Here is a 20,862-nt window from a genome sequence, read left to right as displayed (position 1 = left end):
GTCAGGAGGAGGGTGGGTGCACCGCGCGCCAGTGCTCGGCGATGTCGATTCGCTTGGCCACCCACACCTTGTCGTGGGACTGAACGTGATCGAGAAATCGCTCGAGGGCGGCGATACGAGCCGGTCTGCCCACAAGCCTGCAGTGCAGTCCGACCGAGAGCATCTTGGGGCTGCCGTTCTCCCCCTCGGCGTACAGCACGTCGAACGCGTCCCGTAGATGCGCGTAGAACTCGTCCCCGGTCGAGAACCCTCCCGGCGACGCGAATCTCATGTCGTTGGTGTCGAGGGTGTACGGCACCACCAGATGATCGACGACCTCGGAGCCACGAGAGACCTTCTCCCAGTAGGGAAGATCGTCGGCGTAGGAATCCGAGTCGTACACGAAGCCGCCGTGCTCGACGACGAGCGACCGGGTGTTCGGAGAGTCACGCCCGGTGTACCACCCGAGCGGGGCCGAGCCGGTGAGGCCCTGAAGGATGGCCACGGCCTCGGCCATGTGCTCACGCTCGACGTTCTCGTCGATCTGCTGATAGGACAGCCAGCGCAGACCGTGGCAGGCGATCTCGTGGCCCAATTCCGCAAGCGCGGCAACCACTTCCGGGTTTCGTTCCATGGCCTTGGCGACAGCGAACACCGTCAGGGGTAGGTCGCGCTTCTCGAACGCCCGCAGCACCCGCCACACGCCTGCCCTCGAGCCGTACTCGTACAGCGACTCCATGCTCATGTGCCGGTTCGGAAAGGCTTGCGCCCCGATCATTTCCGAGAGGAACGTCTCGGATTTGGTGTCACCGTCGAGGACGTTGTTCTCCGCACCCTCCTCGTAGTTGAGGACGAACTGGACGGCGATGTTGGCCTGACCCGGCCACTGGGCGTGCGGCGGCGTGCGGCCGTACCCCACCATGTCTCGGGGGTAGCTCAGCGGAAACTGGGTCAGTGGATGCGGAAGGCGCTCGGACGTCACCGCCGCAGTCTCTCACCGAAGTCGGCAGTCGCGCCGGATGAGCACACAACCCTGATGGCTACGACGGGCGGTCGTATGCCAATATTGTCCGAACGCGGCAGGCTCGACGCCTCGTGAAGGACGACTTCGAGAATTCATCACCCGAGAGGACCGACCGGTGGCAAATACCGAACTGGAATCCGCTTCGTACGACCCGGTCGTCGATACCCGCAACGAGGTGCCGGACGTGCCGTCCGCCGAGTGGGGGTGGAGTGGTGAATCGAATCGCGCGATGCGGGTGGCCGCCATCGTCGTCGCCGTGTTCCTGCTGTTCATGATGATCGGCAACCACACCGGCAAGGTCGAGGATCTGTGGTTGGTCGGATTCGCCGCGATGTTGGTCGGGCTCGTGGTGCGAGACGTCATCGTCCGCCGTAAGCCCCGCTAGCAACCGAGTCAGTTCTCGGCTGCCAGCTGACCGCACGCTGCGGCGATCTCCTGACCGCGGGTGTCTCGGACGGTGCACGAGACGCCCTGCGCAATCACCCGTCGGACGAACTCTCTCTCCACCGGCTTCGGGCTGGCGTCCCATTCGCTACCCGGAGTCGGATTGAGTGGGATCAGGTTCACGTGAACTCGTGAGCCGAGTGCCTTGTGCAGCTTCTTGCCCAGCATGTCTGCTCGCCACGGCTGGTCGTTGACGTCTCGGATCATCGCGTACTCGATCGAGACACGACGACCGGTCTGGTCTGCGTAGTACCTTGCCGCCGACAACACCTCTGCCACCGACCAACGGTTGTTCACAGGAACCAGCGTGTCGCGGAGTTCGTCGTCGGGCGTGTGCAGCGACACCGCCAACGTCACCGACAGTCCCTCGTCGGCCAGCTTGCGGATTGCCGGTGCCAGACCGACCGTCGACACCGTCACCGAGCGCTGCGAGAGACCGAGTCCGTCGGGTGCGGGCGAGACGATCTTGCGCACCGCGGAGACGACCCTCTTGTAGTTCGCCAGGGGCTCGCCCATCCCCATGAAGACCACGTTCGACAGTCGACCTTCGCCTCCGTGGACCACGCCGTCGCGCAGGTCGGCTGCAGCCGAACGGACCTGGTCGACGATCTCGGCCGTCGACAGGTTCCTCGTCAGACCTGCTTGGCCGGTCGCGCAGAAGGGACAGGCCATTCCGCAGCCGGCCTGGCTGGAGATGCACAGGGTGGCCCGATCCGGGTACCGCATCAGAACGCTCTCGAGCAAGGTCCCGTCGTTAGCCTTCCACAGGGTCTTGCGAGTGTCACCGTCATCACATGCCAGGTGCTTGATCGGCGTCAGCAACGTGGGAAAGAGATCGGCACCGACCTTTTCGCGGGCCTCGGCCGGCAGATCGGTCATCTTGGTGGTGTCGGCCTCTAGGCGCCCGTAGTAGTGCCGGGCCAGCTGATCGGCGCGAAACGCAGGTAGACCGAGCGCCTTCACCGCATCCCGCAGACCCTCTTTGTCCAGGTCGGCGAGGTGGCGCGACGGCATACCGCGACGCGGCGCAGTGAAGACCAAGGGGAGATTGGGCCTCTTCTGCTCGGTCGACGTGTTCGTTGCCTCGACGGAGTCGCTCATACTCCACCCCACATCTTTCGGTGACACTGCATTCCACCATTGTCCACCCCATCGCCTCGCAGTCCTATTCGCGACTGTTTCCGTCCGTTATCCGATGGGTATCGAGGTCGTGGCCGGATGCACGTGCATTCGGCCTTCACGTGCGGAAGGATCATCGACATGGCCACCAGAGCTGACGACAATCACGAGACATCGCTGGACAAATCGGGCGCAGGGCACCCCGGCGAGCACAGCGCCTCGGGCGACCTCGCTCCGATCACGACTCCGGATTCGGACGGCCATTCCGCTCCCGATCCCGAGTTCGTTCCCGAGCGACAGGCTGCCGCTCCGACCGATATCGCCCACACTCGCACCGCCGCCCTGTGGACCGGCCTGGTGGTCGGAGCTGTGGTCCTGGTGATCCTGCTGGTGTTCATCGTGCAGAATCTCGACTCCGTCACGGTCCAGATCTTCGCGTGGCAGCTCGATCTGCCCCTCGGCATCAGCATGTTGCTGGCCGCGATCGCCGGCGCGCTGGTGATGGCAATGGTGGGCGGCGCTCGAATCCTTCAGGTGCGACGTTCGGCCAAGAAGAAGTAGCGCCACTCGTGAACACTATGTACAGAAGCTGGCGCTGACTCACTGAATCGATCAGGCTTGGGGTGCCCCACTTCACTCGAGGAGCATGACGTGACAACTTTCATGGAGACACCTGTGGCATCCGGCGTCGCCCCGGACCGAGCCCGGTCCTGGCTGCTGGTGCCGGCCACCAAGCCCGAGACCTTCGGCGACGCCGTCGCGTCGGGAGTCGATGCCGTCATCCTCGACATCGAGGACGCAGTCGCTCCGGCCAAGAAGCCGGCCGCGCGCGAGGCCGTCGTGCAGTGGCTCGGCGAAGGAAACTCTGCGTGGGTGCGCATCAACGATGCAACGACCCCGTATTGGGCCGATGACCTCGCCGCGTTGTCCGGTCTGCCCGGACTGGTCGGCGTCATGCTCGCGAAGACCGAGAGCGGCGGTCAGGTCGAGGCCACAGCTGCTCGCCTGGCACCAGGCACTCCGATCCTGGCACTGGTCGAGTCCGCGATGGGCCTCGAAGCCGCGACGGAGATCGCCCGTGCGGAGTCGACCTTCCGTCTCGCTTTCGGCAGTGGCGACTTCCGCCGCGACACGGGTATGAGCGACGACCCGCTGGCTATGGCGTACCCCCGTTCGCGCCTCGTCGTCTCCTCACGCGCAGCGCGCATTCCGGGACCGATCGACGGACCGACGCTGACGGCCAACGACAGCATCCTCGGACGCGACGCAGCTCTGACCCTGTCGATGGGCATGACGGGCAAGTTGTGCATGCACTCGGAGCAGGCTGCCATCGTCAACCGCGAGCTCGCCCCGTCACCGACGGATGTGTCGTGGGCCCGTGACGTCATCGATGCCCTCGGTGCCGACGGAGCGCACGTCAAGGATGGAAGCGACCTGCCTCGCCTGGCGAAAGCACTCAAGATCAACGAACTGGCCGAGATCTTCGGGATTTCCGCCGCCTCCTGACATCCCCGCAGTCGAGGTGCGTCGGCCGAGTCCCACCGGCTCGCTAGCGCAGCTCGATTCCGGTCGGCTTGTATCGAACGTGAACTCGATACCGGACCTCGAACGAGACACCGTCCACCGACTTCACGGCATCGCGCGCAACGCGCGGTCCGAACTCGATTCCCAGCACATCGCGCAGTATGCGTCGATTCGGGAACGACCATCTCGTGTCCACGCGGGTGAGCGCAAAACCCTGTGCGTCGAAGAACGCCTCGACCGTCGACGGGTCGTAGCGCGGTAGATCGGCCCGCATCCAATCCCCGTACGGCGACGCGGTTGCATCCAGATCCACGACGACCAACGCTCCTCCCGGCGCGAGCACCCGCATGGCGTCGACTATTCCCGGCCCGCAGCCCGGTCCGAAGAAGTACGCGGTGCGGGCATGGACGACGTCCACGGTGCCGTCGCCGATCGGGAGCGAATCCGCCCGCGCAGTCTTCACCTCGACGTTCGGCAGGTCCGCGACTCGCGTTCTCGCAGCGTCAGCGAGTGGTTCGTGCGGCTCGATGCCCAGTACCCGTTCGGCGTCGGCCGCGAATATCGGAAGATGGAAACCGCTTCCGCAGCCCACGTCGACGATCGTCTTCGCTGTCCAGTCCGCGACGGACCTGATCGCGCCGAACAGGGCACCGTCGACGTCCTGAGCGCGGTTCTCCGCCTCGTACAGGTGCGGCCAATTCCAGATGTTCGGGCTGGGAATCACCGCGGTGGGATCGCTGCGCACGCCTGAGAGCAGTCCGGTCAGAGGAGCACGGTGAAGACGAGCCATGCCACGAAAGCCGAGGGCAACAGCGAATCGAGCCTGTCCATGATGCCGCCGTGGCCGGGCAACAGGGTGCCCATGTCCTTGATGCGGAGATCACGCTTGACCTGCGACTCGATCAGATCGCCCAGTGTGCCGGTCACCACCAGCACCACTCCGAGAAGGATGCCGATCAGCGAGTTGGCCTCGAGGATGAGCGTGACGGTCAGTAGACATCCGATGATGCAGAAGATGAGAGACCCGACGAGCCCCTCCCAGGACTTCTTCGGGCTGATGGCCGGTGCCATCGGGTGCTTTCCGAACAACACTCCCGCGATGTAGCCGCCGATGTCCGAGCACACGACGCCGATGACGAACACCAGGATGCGTCCTGCGCCGTTGTCCTGCAGCACCATCAGCACGGTGAACGAGGCCAGCAGAGGCAGCCAACAGGCCACCAGGACGGTGACGGAGAGCTCTTCGAGGTAATTCTTCGGAGCGGTGCCGAATCCCTGCCGCAGCAGCAGCCACACCATGCAGACCACGATGGTGCCGACCGCTGCGCTCAGTACACCGACTGCCCCGAACGGCCAGCCGAGCCAGATCATCGCCTGACCGCCGAGAATCAGGGGGATGCGGGGCACGAGAACGCCGCCCTCGCGCAGGCGCTTCGACACCTCGTACGTCGCGACGGCCAACGCAACCGCAACGACACCGATCCACACCAGCGGGACGAACACGAGCACGAGAATCAACCCGATACCCAACGACCCGCCGACGCCGATCGCGGCAGGCAGATTGCGGCCGGCTTTCCCGGCGGACTTCGCGGCAGCGACCCCGGACGAGGCAGCGGGCGTACCGCTGCCCTCCTGCCGATCCGGTCCCACCACTGTCGTCATCTCCTCGAAATTCATCGTCGTCCGTCGTGAAAAGCAGCTGTCGAGGTCGAGTCAGACCTCCATCAGCTCGCCCTCTTTGCGCTTGACGAGATCGTCCACCGAGGCGGTGTACTTCGCAGTGGTCTTGTCCAGATCGTTCTCGGCGCGGACGACCTCGTCCTCGCCTGCTTCGCCGTCCTTCTGGATTCGCTTGAGCTCTTCCATCGTCTTTCGGCGGACGTTACGAATCGACACCTTCGCGTCCTCGCCCTTGCCCTTGGCCTGCTTGACGAATTCGCGGCGACGTTCTTCGGTGAGCTGAGGAACTCCGATTCGAATGAGGTTGCCGTCGTTGGTGGGATTGACACCGAGGTCGGAGTTGCGAATAGCAGTTTCGATCGGTCCGAGCTGACTGGACTCGTACGGCTTGATGACCACCAGGCGCGCTTCGGGGACGCTGATGCTGGCCAACTGAGTGATCGGCGTCGGAGCACCGTAGTACTCGATGACGATGCGGGAGAACATTCCGGGGTTTGCACGTCCGGTGCGAATCGAGGACAGATCGTCACGTGCAACCGATACGGCCTTTTCCATCTTCTCTTCGGCATCGAAGAGAGCTTCGTCAATCACGATCTGTCCTCCATCGTCTTCGTCTTCGATTCGCTCACGTCACCGTCGGCAACGATCACGACGTGACCAGCGTGCCGATCTTCTCACCGGACACAGCGCGAGCAATATTTCCCTGAATCAGCAAATTGAACACCAGCATCGGCATCTGATTGTCCATGCACAGGCTGAAGGCCGTTGCGTCGGCGACCTTGAGTCCCTGTTCGATGGCCTCGCGGTGCGTGATGGTGTCGAACATCGTCGCGTCGGGGTCGAGGCGCGGATCGGCCGAGTACACGCCGTCCACTGCCTTGGCCATCAACAACACCTCGGCACCGATTTCCAGTGCACGCTGCGCAGCGGTGGTGTCGGTGGAGAAGTACGGCATGCCCATGCCGGCTCCGAAGATCACCACGCGGCCCTTCTCCAGGTGCCGTCGCGCGCGGAGCGGAAGGTACGGCTCGGCGACCTGGCCCATCGTGATTGCCGTCTGCACCCTGGTGGCAACGCCTTGCTTCTCCAGGAAGTCCTGCAGCGCAAGACAATTCATGACGGTACCCAGCATGCCCATGTAGTCCGAGCGAGACCTGTCCATGCCGCGTTGCTGCAGTTCGGCACCACGGAAGAAATTGCCACCGCCGATCACCACGGCGACCTGAACCCCGGTGGCCACCACCTCGGCGATCTGTTCGGCAACGTTGTTCACGACATCCGGATCGAGACCGACCTGGCCGCCTCCGAACATCTCCCCACCCAGTTTGAGCATCACGCGTCGGAACCCGGGACGGTCAGGGGCCGGATCGGTCATAGCTCTCCTCGGTACTCGTCGAACACTACGGTTTCCTCTTGGATCATCCTGCCCTATCGAGGCCCGGGTGGTGGACAGGGCTCCGGCCTGCACACCCACCTGCCCCGCGCACGAGCGATGCCGCCCACTCGATGGAATCGAATGAACGGCATCGCTCGACCGAACCGGTGCGCAGACTAGCTGGCACCGACCTCGAAGCGTGAAAAGCGGGTGATGGTGACGCCGGCCTCGTCGAGAATGGCCTTGACGGTCTTGTTGCCGTCCTGCACCGACTTCTGTTCGGTGAGAACGACGTCCTTGAAGAATCCGTTGACGCGACCTTCGACGATCTTCGGCAGTGCCTGTTCCGGCTTGCCTTCTTCGCGAGCGGTTTCCTCGGCGATGCGACGCTCGGCGGCCACCAGGTCCTCGGGGACCTCGTCGCGCGTGACGTACTTGGCCTTGAGGGCGGCGATCTGCATCGCAGCTGCGCGCGCGGCATCGCCTGCGGCGTCGCCGTCACCGGTGTACTCGACGAGCACGCCCACGGCAGGCGGCAAGTCCGCGCTGCGCTTGTGCAGGTACGTCGCGGTGTTGCCGTCGTAGGACACGACGCGACGCAGCTCGAGCTTCTCGCCGATCTTGGCCGACAGCTCGTTCAGAGCCGTTTCGACAGTCTTGCCGTTGAGGTCGAGCGCCTTGAGGGCATCGACGTCGGCAGGCTTGCCTGCTGCAGCAGTCGCTGCAACCGATGCGGCGAACGTCTGGAACTCGTCGTTCTTGGCCACGAAGTCGGTTTCGGAGTTGATCTCGACGAGCACTCCACCCTCGGCGACGACGAGGCCTTCGGCGGTGTTGCGCTCGGCGCGCTTGCCGACGTCCTTGGCACCCTTGATACGCAGGTACTCGACGGCCTTGTCGTAGTCGCCGTCGTTCTCGGCGAGCGCGTTCTTGCAGTCCATCATTCCGGAGCCGGTGAGCTCACGGAGCCGCTTGACGTCGGCGGCAGTGTAGTTCGCCATCGTGGGCGAGCCTCCTCAAATGTCTGGGTACGTGCGTTGACGAAAAATGCTGTTCTCAGGGCGTGATCGACGGGCTCGTTGCGGAGCCGTGCCGACCTCGACCCTGACATACCGAAGCGGCCCCGGCCCACCCCTGAGGGTGAACCGGGACCGAATTCGATCAAGCCTGAGCGGCCGGTGCTTCTTCTGCTGCCGGTGCTTCTGCTGCCGGGGCATCGGCTGCGGGAGAGTCCGCTGCCGGGGCGTCCGCCACGGGAGCCTCTGCTGCGGGAGCCTCTGCTGCCGGTGAAGCCTGAGCGAGCTGCTCGAGCTCCCACTCGGCGAGGGGCTCGCCTGCGCCGACCTCGGGCTTGGCGTCGGATGCAGTGTTCTGACCTGCTCGCGCCTGCACGCCCTCGGCGACTGCGGATGCGACGACCTTGGTCAGCAGCGCAGCGGAACGGATCGCGTCGTCGTTACCCGGGATCGGGTAGTCGACCACGTCGGGATCGCAGTTGGTGTCGAGGATCGCGATGACCGGGATGTTCAGCTTGCGAGCCTCGGCAACCGCGAGGTGCTCCTTGTTGGTGTCGACGATCCAGATGGCCGACGGAACCTTGGACATGTCCCGGATGCCACCGAGGGTGCGGTCGAGCTTGGTCATCTCACGCGTGAGCATGAGGATTTCCTTCTTGGTGCGTCCCTCGAAGCCACCGGTCTGCTCCATGGCCTCGAGCTCCTTGAGGCGGAGCAGACGCTTGTGCACCGTCTGGAAGTTGGTGAGCATGCCACCGAGCCAGCGCTGGTTCACGTAGGGCATGCCCACGCGGGTTGCCTCAGCGGCGATGGACTCCTGCGCCTGCTTCTTGGTGCCGACGAACAGAACCGTGCCGTTGTGGGCGACGGTCTCCTTGACGAACTCGTAGGCCTTGTCGATGAAGGTCAGAGTCTGCTGCAAGTCGATGATGTAGATGCCGTTGCGGTCGGTGAAGATGAATCGCTTCATCTTCGGGTTCCAGCGACGGGTCTGGTGTCCGAAGTGTGTGCCGCTGTCGAGCAGCTGCTTCATTGTTACTACAGCCATGGCTGAATAACTCTCTTTCGATGGTGCGGTTGACGCAGAGTGTCGGTGACCTCTGCCCTGGCGCCCGCTGAAGTTGCCGGACCTGACATCACGAAGATCTCAGGACCGCCGACAACCGGTTCTCGTATCGGTGATTCTGCTCGAGGCAGACGATGCGATGACGCGGACGCGCGAAGTCGACCCGTGCACGCACAGGCCGCAAGTGACGAGTGTAGACCTGCCACGGCCCCCGTCATAACCAGGCCCGACTGTCAAGGGATTCCGATGCCTGTGGACAAAGAAACTTCTTGTCCACAAATCGCGTCCTGGTTCGTTCGATTGCTCATATCCACGACATGGTCGACGGGTGAACATCTCTCTCACGCTCCGCGCACTCGCGGTGTGCCTCGTCACCGCGGTAACGCTCTCGACGCCGGTCGCCTCGGCGCAACCAGGCGCATTCGCCTGGCCGCTGCAGCCGAAACCGCAGGTCGTCACCCCGTTCGACCGTCCCGAGCAGAACTGGCTGCCCGGCCACCGTGGTGTCGACCTCGCCGCCCACGAGGGCCAGTCGGTTCTCGCCGTCGCCGACGGAATCGTGGTCTACGCCGGGTCGGTAGCGGGCAAGCCCGTCGTATCGGTCGATCATCCGAGCGGACTGAGATCGACGTACGAACCGGTGTCGGCGTCGGTTGCCGCCGGCACGCGGGTTCGGCGAGGGACCGTGTTGGGTTCGGTGACATCGGGGCACGAGGGCTGCTCGTCGACGTGCCTTCACTGGGGCATCAGACGGGGCCGCGACTACCTCGATCCCACGGCGACGGTGCGCGCAAGCCCGATCAGGTTGAAACCCCTCGACGAATGACGGCAGATCATACTCAGCGCTGGGGGCCGGAGTGCCTGCCGGACGCCGCAGGAAAATCGTCGGCCACCATCGCGGCGAGTTCGACGAACGCGCTTCGAGTCTGGGGACGCAACAGGTCGAGGTCGACCACTGCACCCTCGGCTAGGTGCTCGTCGAACGGAATCACCAACACAGCGCGGCAGCGCTCGAGAAAATGCTGTTGCAGCAGGTTCATGTCCACCGCCGACGAACCCGGGCGAACCGAACTGATCACCACGACGGTCCGCTCCACCAGGTGTCCGTAGCCGTGCAGTTCCAACCAGTCCAACGTCGCCGCAGCACTGCGCGCACCGTCGACTGCAGGCGAGCTGACCAGAACCAGTGCGTTCGCCAGTTGCAGCACCCCGTTCATCGCCGAGTGCATGATCCCGGTACCGCAGTCGGTCAGGATCAGGTTGTAGTACACCTGCAACATGTCGATGACGGCGCGGTAGTCCTCCTCGCCGAACATCTCCGACGCTGCGGGATCGCGCTCGCCTGCCAACACTTCGAGTCGACTCGGTGCCTGCGAGGTGTGCTCGCGGATGTCGGAGTAACGACGAATGTGTGGTGCCGCGGCGAGCAGATCACGCACGGTCGACGACGTCTGCCGCGGAACTCGCTCACCCAGGGTGCCGAAGTCGGGGTTCGCGTCCACGGCGATGACGCAATCTCCGCGCAGCGACGCGAAAGTCGAACCGAGACCCAGCGTGGTCGTCGTCTTGCCGACGCCACCCTTGAGCGACAGAAACGCGATCCGGTAGTCGCCGAGCACCGGCTGCCGAATACGTTCGACCTGGTTTCGGTACCGCTCTTCCGCCGTCGATTCACCGGGGTTGATGACTCCGCCGGTGAGTCGGTGCACTCCTCGCCGCCAGCCGGAGTTCGACGCTCGTTTGGGACGCTTGAGCAACGAATCCGCGCCCAGATCCTGACTGTTGGGTCGGTAGGCGTTGGGCGCCCCCGACCACGGTTGCGGCGACCACCGATCCGGCTGCGTTCGCGAATCCTCGGTGTGTGGCGGTACCGGCAGGTACCGGTCCGGCTGCGCTGCCGGCGGCCCTGGCTCGAGCGGCACCGGCGGGTTGTACCTCGGCGGCAACGGCTGTCGATCGCCCGAGTCGGGCGTCTGCCAGGGTGGAGGTTGCCGAGGCGTCGAACGGGGAGTGGACATCGAGCCCGACGATACGGGCCCACTGCCGTTGTCGCGTGCGCTGTCCGATCGACCAGGGGGATTCCGATGGTCGGCGGCAGAGCCGTCACGGACATGCATGGACCACGTCTCCGAAGTACCTTGCGGTCGGTCGCGGTCCACGGTCCCCCGTATTCGGTGTCGTCAGTCGTCCACGACGCTACCAAACGTTGCGCCGCCGACGCTCGGCTCATGCCCGGGGATGAGCCTGATCGTGCACGGCGCGCAGCCGTTCCACCGAGACGTGTGTGTAGATCTGGGTGGTCGCCAGAGAGGCGTGGCCGAGCAGCTCCTGCACCACCCTCAGATCGGCTCCACCTTCGAGCAAGTGAGTTGCCGCTGTGTGGCGCAGGCCGTGCGGACCGAGGCTGGGACCACCGGGGACGGTGTCGAGTACCTCGTGCACCGCCGTTCTGGCCTGCCGTTGATCGAGCCGTCCACCTCGACGCCCCAGCAGCAATGCGGCACCGGATCGATCCGAGGCCAGTTCGGGTCTGCCGCTGACCAGCCAGTTCTCGACCGCATGCGCTGCCGGCGCACCGTACGGTGCCGAGCGTTCCTTGTTGCCCTTGCCGAGCACACGGATCAAGCGACGCTCGGTGTCCACGTCGTCGATGTCGAGTCCGCACAACTCCCCCACGCGCACCCCGGTCGCGTACAGCAACTCGACGATGAGCCTGTCCCGCAGCGCGATGGGGTCGAGTTCGGCGGCGCCCGATTCGGCCGCGGCCAACGCGTGCTCCGCCTGGCTGTGGCGAAGAACACCGGGCAGCGTACGGTGGCCGGCCGGACCGGCCAGGCGTTCCGCCGGTGCCACCGCCACCGCTCCCACCCGTTCGAGCCACTTCCCGAACGTCCTCACCGACGAGGTTCGTCTCGCCATCGATGTTCTGGCCGATCCGGCGGCCGAGTGCGTGGCCAACCACGAACGCACCGCCCGGAGGTCGAGGTCGGCGATGGTCGCATCCGGCGAGGACTCAGCGAAGTGCGCGAGCAGTGAATGAGCATCGGAGACGTAGGCCCGGATCGTGTGCTCGGAACGCTCTCGACCGAGTCGAAGATGTTCGGCGAACTCCTCGACGTGAATGCCGAGGTGAGGCGGCAGCGAATCGGTCATGGGCTCAGCTTGGGCGCTGGCAGGCCGCGCGACAACCGGACACGCCGTCCGAGGTGGGTCGTCGCGCGATCAGGCGTCGACACCGGATTCGGCCTGCGCGAGTTCGCGCTTCCACACTCGGAACGTCTCCTCGGTTCGGCCGCGACGCCAGTAGCCCGAGATCGAGGCCCACTCGGCACCGACCCCGCGCTCCTTACGGATGTAGGGCCGAATGTTGTGCATGACGGCCTGGGCTTCTCCGTGCACGAAGACCTGAGCCTGCCCCGGCAGCCATTCCGTTTCCTTCACCGCTGCAATCAACGGTGCGTTGTCTCCGGCTCGGTCGTCTCCCACCTCGTTCGAGGACGCACCCCGGTGAATCCAGGTCACGTCGACGACAGCGAGCGTCTCCATGTAGATCTCGTCGTGCCTGTCGGCAACTTCGATGAAGACCTTGGCGACGGCATCCTCCGGGAGCGCTTCGACGGCAGCCGAAATCGCCGGAATCGCCGATTCGTCGCCGGCGAAGAGGTGCCAGTCCGCGTCGGGTCGTGGGGCGTACCCACCCGACGGGCCGAAGAACGACATCTCGTCCCCCGGCTTCGCCCGGGTGGCCCACGGCCCGGCGACTCCCTCGTCTCCGTGCACCACGAAGTCGATGGCGATCTCCCGAGCGCGAGTATCGACCGAGCGAACGGTGTACGTGCGCATGATCGGTTCGTCATCGGTCCCGAAGAACAACTTGACGTAGGCGTCGGTCTCGTCGATCGCATCGAAGTCGTCGAAGCCGGCCCCACCCAGGTAGACCCGGTGCATGTGCGGGGTGAGCGCTTCGGTGCGCAGGACGGACAGGGTGGTTTTCTTGCGTGGCACTTCTGACCCCTCTTCGAGTGAACGACGCCGACAGCCGATGCGTCGACTAAGCATTACCTAACACCCTACCGTTGGGCTCTCGAATCGTGGTGCGCTCACCCACGCACGACGCGGAACCATCCGGTCTCGTCGCTGGCGACGAATCCGTCCATCTCCAGTACCGGCAGGGATGCACGCACCTTGTTCAGCGGAACACCGGAGTGCTCGGACAGCTCTCTACTCGACACCGAACCGGTGGCCGGCAACGCGTCGTAGATCAACAGGGCAGTGTCCGACAGCGCATCGGTCTCCCGAAAGAGGTCGGGTCGAGGCTCCTCCGGGGACCCGAGTGCACCCGCCTCGGCGACGACATCGTGCGAGCTCGACACCAGCACGGCCTCGCCGTCCCGGATCATGCGGTGGCAGCCCGTGGACGTCGGCGAGGTGACCGGCCCAGGGACCGCGAGCACGGGCCTACCCAATTTCGCTGCCCACGCCGCTGTGTTGCGAGCGCCGCTGCGCCACCCGGCCTCGACGACCACCACAGCGGATCCGAGTGCCGCGACGAGCCTGTTGCGAGCGAGGAAACGATGCTTTGCCGGTGTCGTACCCGGCGCGTATTCACTGAGAACCAGGCCACTGGCAGCGATCTGCCGCAGTAACCGCGAATGGCCCGCTGGATATGCGCGATCGACGCCACAGGCGAGTACCGCCATCGTCGTACCCTCGACTCCGAGAGCCGCCCGGTGCGCCGCGGCGTCGATACCGAAAGTTCTATCGCGTGTCTGCACTGTTGCTCGATTACCCTGTATTTAGGACTAATTCGCAGGTAGGACTACGTTTAGAAGCTCAGCTTACATGCAACAGACCAGAAGTCACCCCGAAGGCACTGTCTAACCGCAGGGAAGGCCAGTTGCAGGCTGACAGGTTGGAACATGCCACCGTGGCTTTTGCCGTGTCCATTGTGCTGGTGAGGAGCCCAACGCCGACATTTTCTCGACATCCCCAACTGCAGCAAACTGGCGAAAATGACTGCGAAGCAGAGCAATTGGCTTCCAGGAGGCGAGGTTCTGAAACTTGGAGCCGACGACCGTGATGAAATCCATCCCCCGCAAACAATTTCCCGCAACGTCTTGCTCTACTCAAGCCAAGGGCGGCGGTTCTGAAATCCGCCACCGTGATCAATATCGATAACTGCGCCAACACTTTTCGGGTCAGATCGAGGTGGCCGTCGGCAGTGTTGTGATCGGCGTTGTCGGGCCGGAGCTACGCTGCGACAGGTTCACCAGTTCCGTCGCTCCCGTGGTCGACGAACGCGAGCAGCGGGGTGAAATCCGAATCCTCGTTTGTAAGTAGGCGCAGCTGATTCCTTCTCTAAATGTGCCCGCTCTTTCCCGAACACGGCGCTGCGTTCGCGCGCGGTGGCGATGTCGGCGAAGCAGTCTCCACCGACCGCCAACGCCGTCGCAAGATCGAGCACGACTTTCCTGGGGTCGAACTGCGCCAACGGTTTCCGCCAAGACGCCAGGCCCGTCGACAACGCGGACGCCAGCCCTGTGGCCTCTGCCGCCCGCAGCTACGTGAGGGCTCCGGCGTGCGACACAACACCGGTCCCGGTGGCATGGACGGACAGGGCGGGGAACGACGACGTTGACTAACTCACCGGAACGGTGCTCCTTGAACTCGCTGGATTGGTACTTTCCCACGTTCAATTTTCCCAGTTCAGGGCGACGTGTTGCCCTCGCGACGACCTCCTCTGTCTAGGTGAGCGCGGCCGCGTGGCGCAACACCTGGCAACTAGCCGCGGTTGCTGCGCGGAGCTAAAGCCCTCCGGCTGTGAGCGCCTGACAAGGCGGGCACCAGCCTGGACCCGGTCGCTCGCGTCGACCCGTCCGCCCGGACGAAGCGCTTGTGGGACGGCGAGTTTAAGCTGCGCGTCGATGCCGAACTCGGCGCACACGGCGTCGAAGCGCTCTTAAAACTCTTCGTGCTCGGGCCGTCGCAGCACCCACCCGTCGGGGGCGCAGCGCACTGCGGTACCGCTGCGTGCGAGGAAGATCGATGGGTTAGGCCTGCGGCAGGTCGGCGGGCGGGAGCACCTATACCGGCACGATCAGCAGGGTCAGCGCGCTGCGGTCGATCGTGGTGAGGGTGACAGTCACGGCGTTTCTCCTGCTCGGACAAATCTGCGGCGACGGCAGGGGTTGCCTAATCGCGTCAATAGCATTCCGAGGTCGGCTTCGCCGACGCCTCTCGGTCCGGTACGGTCGCACCGCGAAACGCGGTGGTCAGCTGCTCGGGTGAAGGGATGCAATGTCCGGTGGTGCTGCCCCGAACTGGACGACAGTCAGGGCATGCTCTGCGGCGCACTCTCCGTCAATATCCAGGCGAATGACGTACTCCCCGGCTTCGAGGAACACTGCGTCGATGTCGGTCACGAACGTCCACGGCACGATGCCATTGGGGTACTGCCACTTGTCGCTCTCAAGCATCGGGAAACCCGAAAGTGTTTCGGACTTCCTAGCCCGATTGACACGCTTAGTGCCATCGAGAGCTATGACGGTAGTGGTGAGGGTATGGGACCGAGTGATGTCGACGGGACGCCAGTGGATTCGGCCGAGCATGTAGAAATCGCCCGGATGGGGAAATCCGTTCGGGGCCGACAGGATGTCGAATCCGGCGTTGGCAATCGAGTAAACGGCCTGGCCCGGGTCGACTTCGTAGTGATAGCACAGCTGCACGAATTCGAGCCTGGGGTCGATGGCGGGTCCGACTCGGTTGCGCTGCCCGTAGCGAGTTTGTATCCAGTCGGCCGCAACCTCGATCGTGCGGTCTGGTTCGCTGTCGCTGGCGAACAAATTTCCGGCTACGCACCGAACGAGCGCTTCGGAGTCGGCATCACCGATCCGGGGCATCCGATGGCCGTTGAGGGTCAGGAACGTCATTGCCGCAAGCCATGCGGTGCGCTTATTGCCGTCGGTGAAGTACTGAGTGCTGGCAAGGCTGTGGATGTACGCAGCAGCCTTGGACCAAATGTCCGGATAGATTTCGGTTCCGAAGGCTTCGGTCTGCGGGCGGTGTGCGGCGGATTCGATACCCGCGAGGTCTGCAACGCCCGCCCCTGCGCCACCGTGTTCTGCGTTGATGGCGATCAGTGCTTCAGCGCTCAGATAGCGAGTCACTTCGCCAATCGAGTCAAAAGCGTCTCCCACCGGCGGGCTTCGCCACGTGCCAGACGCAACGTCTCCTCGAGGTCTGCAACTTCGGAGGCGGACGGCGACACACCAAGCGAGTGCAGCTCGAGATCGTGTTCGGTGTTCACCTGTCTGACAGTACCGGCCATAGGCCAGGCGCAGCAGATACTGCTGCGTTCTCGGCGCATTAAGCCTTCGAATCCGTCGGGCCACCGCAGCGAACTGAGTCGCTTTGCCGCCCTGCCGCGCACCGGATGACAAGCGCAACCAGCAGCTCCCACCTAACGCTTATCGCGGTTGAAGCTTCCGCCACGTGCAGGCAAACCCACCCCCCAAGGCGGCAGCATGCGCGCCAGCCAAAGACACACACGATCATGACATCGACGCGGACCGCCAGCGCAGGATGCTACGTCTGAATGGGCATCTCCGATAGTTCCTGCGGATCATTCTCAGCTTGCTGGTTGGCCAACGACGGCAGTATCTGGTCGCCGGCTCTGAGAACGAGGATCTCGTTGCGCGGTAGGCGGTCAACCAGCTGCCTCATCAACTGTTCGGAGTAGGCGCGGTTCAGGTTGGTTGCGACGTAGATCGCTGTGTCACCCACCTGGACTACCCGCGGATTGGTATGAGCCTGAAGATCGCCTCGCTCCAAGGCAATTGCATGCTCGATGCATGCCTGCTCCGGTCCCAGTTCGTCGGCGACGAGCCGAGTCAACTCTCGGACAGCTCGAGCGGCCGCGATGGGTCGAGTGCGCTCCTTGCCCTTCGGCTCCAGGACATAGATGGTGAACCTGCCATCCACTCGGCGAAGTCGCAGCCGCAAAAGTTGTTGTCGAGCCTCGTTCGGCGCTGCAGCGTCGACATACTTGCGGGTGAAAGCTGCGAGGAGTTCGTCATCGAGGCGGCGCGTGGCGGAGACCGGGATGGGATAGTCCATCAGAGAGGCGACCTCGTCCGGGTCGTTCTGATCCAATACGGTCTGCAGTTCGGCCACGGTGCGTATGCCGAGAGTGTCGAGCTGATCGAGCAGCTCCTGCGCCGCCTCTTCGCTCCCGGGCGCCGCACCCCGATACCGGTCATTGATCAGAGAGGTCAGAGTGTCGAGGTCCAGTGACCGATCGTCCGGGTCAGCGAGGCCATCGGCAGCTTCGCTTGCACTGTCGTCAACACCCTCGTCAGCTTTAGCCGTGTTTTCGGTACTTGGCACGAGAAACTCATCGATCTCGTTGAAAACCTGATCGAGATAGCGCCGGAGGCCGCCAGCCTCAATGAACCACTGGTCTACGCGTTTCCGCGGACCGGGCTCCAGATTTCTGTATGCGGCCGATTTGTAACGCACGTCATGCTCGTACTCCGCCCATGCGTGACCCGCCACCGTCCGAATCTGGACCTCGAGACCTGGTCGTTTGCGCAAGTACGCCCCAAGGTCGGGGTAGCGCGCGTTCAGGTGCGGCAGTTCAATCGAGGTCACAACTAAGTGGTCGCTGTCATATCCGTTGTGCTTCTCTTTGCCCGGATTCGCATGATCCCGAGTCTTGGATCGCGTGGTCAAAAGGCTCAGGAAGTCTCTCCGCGCTCGCGTCGTGTACACAATCACCCTTGCCGCCACGCAGTCGTCAATCTCAGAGAGTGGATTCTGGTACCTGATCGCACCGGTGCCGTCGTCAATCCGACTGCACTTCTCCATGTATGAGGTGAGGCTCTTCGCCCGCGTCTCGATGGTGTGTACGGGGATCAGCCCCTCGGTCGACAGCTCGTACAAGAAGCCCCGCATCTGGTCTGCGGCCTTTTTCAACTGGTCCTGCTCGTTTGCGAACTCCCACACATGCGCCGGCACGGTTTCGGTTGCCCCTGACTCCTCATCGACCATTCAGGGATCTTTACAGACAGTCGCTGAGGTTTCACGCACGAGTGTTCATAAGCGGATCGAATGGTTCAAAATGCGGTTTGATTGGACAGGGCTGTCTCGCGAGTCGGCGAACAGCGGCAGAGCCACGGAGTCGGATTTTGACCGTGGTGTGGCTTGGAGAGGCGGTTATGGGCAGATAGATCGAGATTGAAGGAACCGAAACAGGCTGAACGAGAACCCAAGTTCGATGAGTCTAGGTAACGGCCAACGCGAATCGGAGAGCCGGTCGGTGGCAGTACTGATCCCCGGTGCAGCATCTCCGACGGATTCGTGAATGCGGCCAACGAGCACTTCATTCGGAAAACTCGCCTTGCTTCGAGCTCGACCAACGGCTGCAACTGTCAGATGCAGAGCAGTAGACGACGTACCTCAATGCCTGCGCCACGTCACTCGGTGCACACGAAAATCCCAAACTCCACGAGCAGCCGCACCTTTGTTCAAACCGCTACGAGTTCTAACTGTCGCGGCGTGTTAGCCTGCTGGCAATATGGCGCTGGTCCGACCGCGCCGGTGGATTCGCTGGGGGGCGAGAAGTGGGCGAATTGCTGGCAGTCGATCTGGGGGAGCTTCGAGCGCTCGGTAGAATACTCACCGATACCGCAAGCACGATCAACGCCATCAGCATCACGGCGACTGTCACGATGCCGGGCTCGCCCATTGCCGCGGACTCCGAGCAGAGCACGAGGTCGACGGCGGAGGCGTACGCACGCATCGCCCTCAACATCAACGAAATGTCGGCAACGTGTGAGTGGAGCGCGACGAGCTACGAGGACGTCGACGAGGCGTTCAGCTCTCAGTTGCTGCGCTACGAAGCCGGCGCCCCGCGGTGACCACCATCTCGCACGTGCGGGGCTGCCAACCGAGTTCGATGCTGGACTACGCCACGTCTCTACTGGCGTCGAACAGTTCGTTCACCGATCAGATCCACCGAATGGACCGTGCGGTCGACGCGGCGATGGACAAGTGGCAGGGGGAGGCGGCGGCAGCCGCGTCGGCGCGCAGTCTGTCGGACACCCTCGCCGCCTCGCACATCGACACGGCCGTCATCGCCATCGCCGAAGCGCACGCCTCCCACGGAGGTGTACTCGACGGCATACGCACGTCGCTGTTGGCCATCGTGGACCTAGAGGCACCCGGCGCTGGTATGACGGTGTCCGACGACGGCGCGGTGACGGCCCCGACCGTTCCGATCGGCGGCGCTGTAGTCATCGCGGCGCTTCTGCAGAGTCGACTCGACAGGCAGGCCGACGACATCGAGGTGCGCATCAAGGCCCTCCTCGCACAATTCGGTGACGGGGAACTGCGTGCAGCGCAGGCTATTCGAGCCGCGCAGCAACAACTCGACGTCGCCTCCAACTCGCCTCAGGACGGGGCCATCAGCCCGGTCGTATCGGACATCATCAGCGGCACGACGTCGCTGCCGTCGGACCCGGCGCAGTTGCACGAGATGTGGTCCACACTGTCCCCGGCCGACAAGGACGCGCTGTTCGCCCACGACAACTACATCGGCAACCGCGACGGCCTCCCCGTCGTCGATCGTGATCACTACAACCGAATCAAGCTCGACGACGAGATGTCCCGCGCGCAGGCGTGCGACCCGACCGTGTCGGATCGGCTCGTGGACCTACAGGCCGTCCGAGACACCATCGAGAAAGATCCCAACCGGATGCTGATGCTCCTCGACACTCAGTCGGGTGCACAAACCCACGCGGCAGTAGCGGTCGGTAACCCGGACACAGCCGATCACGTGTCCGTCACCACGCCGGGTCTGAATACCACCGTCGGCGGTGCCATCGGGGCCATGACCGAGGAGGGCGAACAGATGAAGATGACCGCCGAGCAGCAACTCGACGACACGGTCGACCATGCGGGTGAGACGGTGGCGACCATCGCCTGGATCGGTTACGACGCACCACAACTCGACAAAGACGACTACTTCTCCGAGGAGAGTGCGACGGGGTTGATTCAGGTGGCGCAGCCATGGAACGCGCAGGCCGCAGCACCCAACTTGTCGCACTTCTACGAGGGCATCGACGCGTCGAACTATGACGGTGACCCACATCTGACGGCTGTCGGGCATTCGTACGGGTCGTTCACCACCGGGCTCGCGCTGCAGGAGACTCCCGAGGGAATTGTCGACGATGTGATGGTCTACGGGTCTCCGGGCCTGGGTACCGGCCACGACTTCGACAGCAGTCTCGACAAGCTCAACATCGCACCCGGGCACGCGTACGAGATGACCGCGCACGACGACCCCGTCGCGCACATGAACCGCTTCGGATGGAGTCCCGGATACATGTCGGAGTTCACCCACCTCGACACCGATGCGACGACCACGGCGGATGGTGTCGCGCGCCAAGGCGCGACAGGGCACAGCGACTACCCGAGGTTGGGGGACAACAACGAATTGCGTACATCGGGTTACAACACCGCCGTCGTCATCGCCGGTCTGGCCGATGTGCCCGGCTTGCTCGTGACCGGTGACCCGGCATTGAAAACCGGAGGTATCGACATTCTCGACGGCCTGATGGACCTGACCCGATGATGT

At 63.9% G+C, this 20,862-nt stretch carries 20 protein-coding genes and 2 pseudogenes; 6 read left to right on the top strand and 16 right to left on the bottom strand.

Going from position 1 to position 20,862, the window contains the following annotated elements; genetic code table 11:
• Position 1: 1 nt before the first annotated feature.
• Positions 2-901, bottom strand: coding sequence for an allantoinase PuuE (gene puuE, locus R4P47_RS05105; RefSeq protein ID WP_269593730.1), 900 nt, complete (start codon positions 899-901; stop codon positions 2-4).
• Between the two features lie 217 nt (positions 902-1,118).
• Between puuE and R4P47_RS05100 the strand changes: the two genes are divergently transcribed.
• Complete coding sequence (locus tag R4P47_RS05100; RefSeq protein WP_149405992.1) at positions 1,119-1,388, top strand: DUF2631 domain-containing protein; 270 nt, start codon at positions 1,119-1,121, stop codon at positions 1,386-1,388.
• An 8-nt stretch (positions 1,389-1,396) separates the two neighbouring features.
• On the opposite strand, the gene rlmN is transcribed toward R4P47_RS05100, so the two are convergent.
• Positions 1,397-2,548, bottom strand: a complete 1,152-nt coding sequence (gene rlmN / locus R4P47_RS05095) for a 23S rRNA (adenine(2503)-C(2))-methyltransferase RlmN (protein WP_094642194.1) — start codon at positions 2,546-2,548, stop codon at positions 1,397-1,399.
• 159 nt (positions 2,549-2,707) lie between these two features.
• Here rlmN and R4P47_RS05090 point away from each other — a divergent pair, with 159 nt between their 5' ends.
• Positions 2,708-3,127 (top strand): lipopolysaccharide assembly LapA domain-containing protein, encoded by a 420-nt coding sequence (locus R4P47_RS05090; RefSeq protein WP_149405994.1) that lies wholly within the window; start codon positions 2,708-2,710, stop codon positions 3,125-3,127.
• Positions 3,128-3,229: 102 nt separating this feature from the next.
• Positions 3,230-4,072 carry an HpcH/HpaI aldolase/citrate lyase family protein gene (locus tag R4P47_RS05085; RefSeq protein WP_094642195.1) on the top strand — a complete coding sequence of 281 codons (843 nt, stop codon included), beginning with the start codon at positions 3,230-3,232 and terminating at the stop codon, positions 4,070-4,072.
• Between the two features lie 43 nt (positions 4,073-4,115).
• Here the strand turns inward: R4P47_RS05085 and R4P47_RS05080 are convergent, their stop codons facing one another.
• The 6 genes from R4P47_RS05080 to rpsB all read right to left on the bottom strand — a co-directional run bounded on the left by R4P47_RS05080 (position 4,116) and on the right by rpsB (position 9,209).
• Entirely contained in the window at positions 4,116-4,880 is a 765-nt protein-coding gene (locus tag R4P47_RS05080) for a class I SAM-dependent methyltransferase (protein ID WP_317784182.1), read from the bottom strand.
• Positions 4,853-5,767, bottom strand: a complete 915-nt coding sequence (locus R4P47_RS05075; RefSeq protein ID WP_317784181.1) for a phosphatidate cytidylyltransferase — start codon at positions 5,765-5,767, stop codon at positions 4,853-4,855. Before R4P47_RS05075 ends, R4P47_RS05080 begins: the two co-directional genes overlap by 28 nt.
• 36 nt (positions 5,768-5,803) lie before the next feature.
• On the bottom strand, positions 5,804-6,361 hold the full coding sequence (frr, locus tag R4P47_RS05070; protein ID WP_121870139.1) for a ribosome recycling factor: 558 nt from the start codon (positions 6,359-6,361) through the stop codon (positions 5,804-5,806).
• Between the two features lie 55 nt (positions 6,362-6,416).
• The gene (gene pyrH / locus R4P47_RS05065; protein ID WP_032397808.1) at positions 6,417-7,145 is read right to left on the bottom strand and encodes a UMP kinase; all 729 of its coding nucleotides are present in this window, start codon (positions 7,143-7,145) and stop codon (positions 6,417-6,419) included.
• A 176-nt stretch (positions 7,146-7,321) separates the two neighbouring features.
• A complete protein-coding gene (tsf, locus tag R4P47_RS05060) occupies positions 7,322-8,146 on the bottom strand; it encodes a translation elongation factor Ts (protein WP_037189637.1) in 825 nt (274 codons plus the stop codon).
• 160 nt (positions 8,147-8,306) lie between these two features.
• Complete coding sequence (gene rpsB / locus R4P47_RS05055; RefSeq protein ID WP_317784180.1) at positions 8,307-9,209, bottom strand: 30S ribosomal protein S2; 903 nt, start codon at positions 9,207-9,209, stop codon at positions 8,307-8,309.
• Positions 9,210-9,555: 346 nt separating this feature from the next.
• Between rpsB and R4P47_RS05050 the strand changes: the two genes are divergently transcribed.
• Positions 9,556-10,053 carry a M23 family metallopeptidase gene (locus R4P47_RS05050; RefSeq protein WP_317784179.1) on the top strand — a complete coding sequence of 166 codons (498 nt, stop codon included), beginning with the start codon at positions 9,556-9,558 and terminating at the stop codon, positions 10,051-10,053.
• A 13-nt stretch (positions 10,054-10,066) separates the two neighbouring features.
• Here the strand turns inward: R4P47_RS05050 and R4P47_RS05045 are convergent, their stop codons facing one another.
• The 8 genes and pseudogenes from R4P47_RS05045 to R4P47_RS05010 form a co-directional block, all read right to left on the bottom strand.
• The gene (locus tag R4P47_RS05045; RefSeq protein WP_316629671.1) at positions 10,067-11,245 is read right to left on the bottom strand and encodes a MinD/ParA family protein; all 1,179 of its coding nucleotides are present in this window, start codon (positions 11,243-11,245) and stop codon (positions 10,067-10,069) included.
• A 208-nt stretch (positions 11,246-11,453) separates the two neighbouring features.
• Complete coding sequence (locus R4P47_RS05040; RefSeq protein ID WP_317784178.1) at positions 11,454-12,380, bottom strand: tyrosine recombinase XerC; 927 nt, start codon at positions 12,378-12,380, stop codon at positions 11,454-11,456.
• 69 nt (positions 12,381-12,449) lie between these two features.
• Positions 12,450-13,232, bottom strand: a complete 783-nt coding sequence (locus R4P47_RS05035; protein ID WP_094669808.1) for a siderophore-interacting protein — start codon at positions 13,230-13,232, stop codon at positions 12,450-12,452.
• 95 nt (positions 13,233-13,327) lie between these two features.
• Positions 13,328-13,981: pseudogene (locus R4P47_RS05030) on the bottom strand (DNA-processing protein DprA); the annotation flags it as partial.
• A 415-nt stretch (positions 13,982-14,396) separates the two neighbouring features.
• Positions 14,397-14,844 (bottom strand): annotated as a pseudogene (locus R4P47_RS05025) (IS1380 family transposase); the annotation flags it as partial.
• Between the two features lie 655 nt (positions 14,845-15,499).
• Positions 15,500-16,393 (bottom strand): type II toxin-antitoxin system death-on-curing family toxin, encoded by an 894-nt coding sequence (locus tag R4P47_RS05020; RefSeq protein WP_317784177.1) that lies wholly within the window; start codon positions 16,391-16,393, stop codon positions 15,500-15,502.
• Positions 16,390-16,533 (bottom strand): hypothetical protein, encoded by a 144-nt coding sequence (locus R4P47_RS05015; RefSeq protein WP_317784176.1) that lies wholly within the window; start codon positions 16,531-16,533, stop codon positions 16,390-16,392. Before R4P47_RS05015 ends, R4P47_RS05020 begins: the two co-directional genes overlap by 4 nt.
• A 278-nt stretch (positions 16,534-16,811) precedes the next feature.
• Positions 16,812-18,275 carry a hypothetical protein gene (locus tag R4P47_RS05010; protein WP_317784175.1) on the bottom strand — a complete coding sequence of 488 codons (1,464 nt, stop codon included), beginning with the start codon at positions 18,273-18,275 and terminating at the stop codon, positions 16,812-16,814.
• Positions 18,276-18,847: 572 nt separating this feature from the next.
• Between R4P47_RS05010 and R4P47_RS05005 the strand changes: the two genes are divergently transcribed.
• The gene (locus R4P47_RS05005; protein WP_317784174.1) at positions 18,848-19,144 is read left to right on the top strand and encodes a hypothetical protein; all 297 of its coding nucleotides are present in this window, start codon (positions 18,848-18,850) and stop codon (positions 19,142-19,144) included.
• Positions 19,141-20,859: an alpha/beta hydrolase gene (locus R4P47_RS05000; protein ID WP_317784173.1), complete on the top strand. Its 1,719-nt coding sequence runs from the start codon at positions 19,141-19,143 to the stop codon at positions 20,857-20,859. The genes R4P47_RS05005 and R4P47_RS05000 overlap by 4 nt, the downstream gene beginning before the upstream one ends.
• Positions 20,860-20,862: the final 3 nt, after the last annotated feature.

Origin of the sequence: Rhodococcus sp. IEGM 1370, from assembly GCF_033142325.1 — a bacterium.
Classification (GTDB): domain Bacteria; phylum Actinomycetota; class Actinomycetes; order Mycobacteriales; family Mycobacteriaceae; genus Rhodococcoides.
This window is presented reverse-complemented; position numbering and strand designations above follow the sequence as displayed.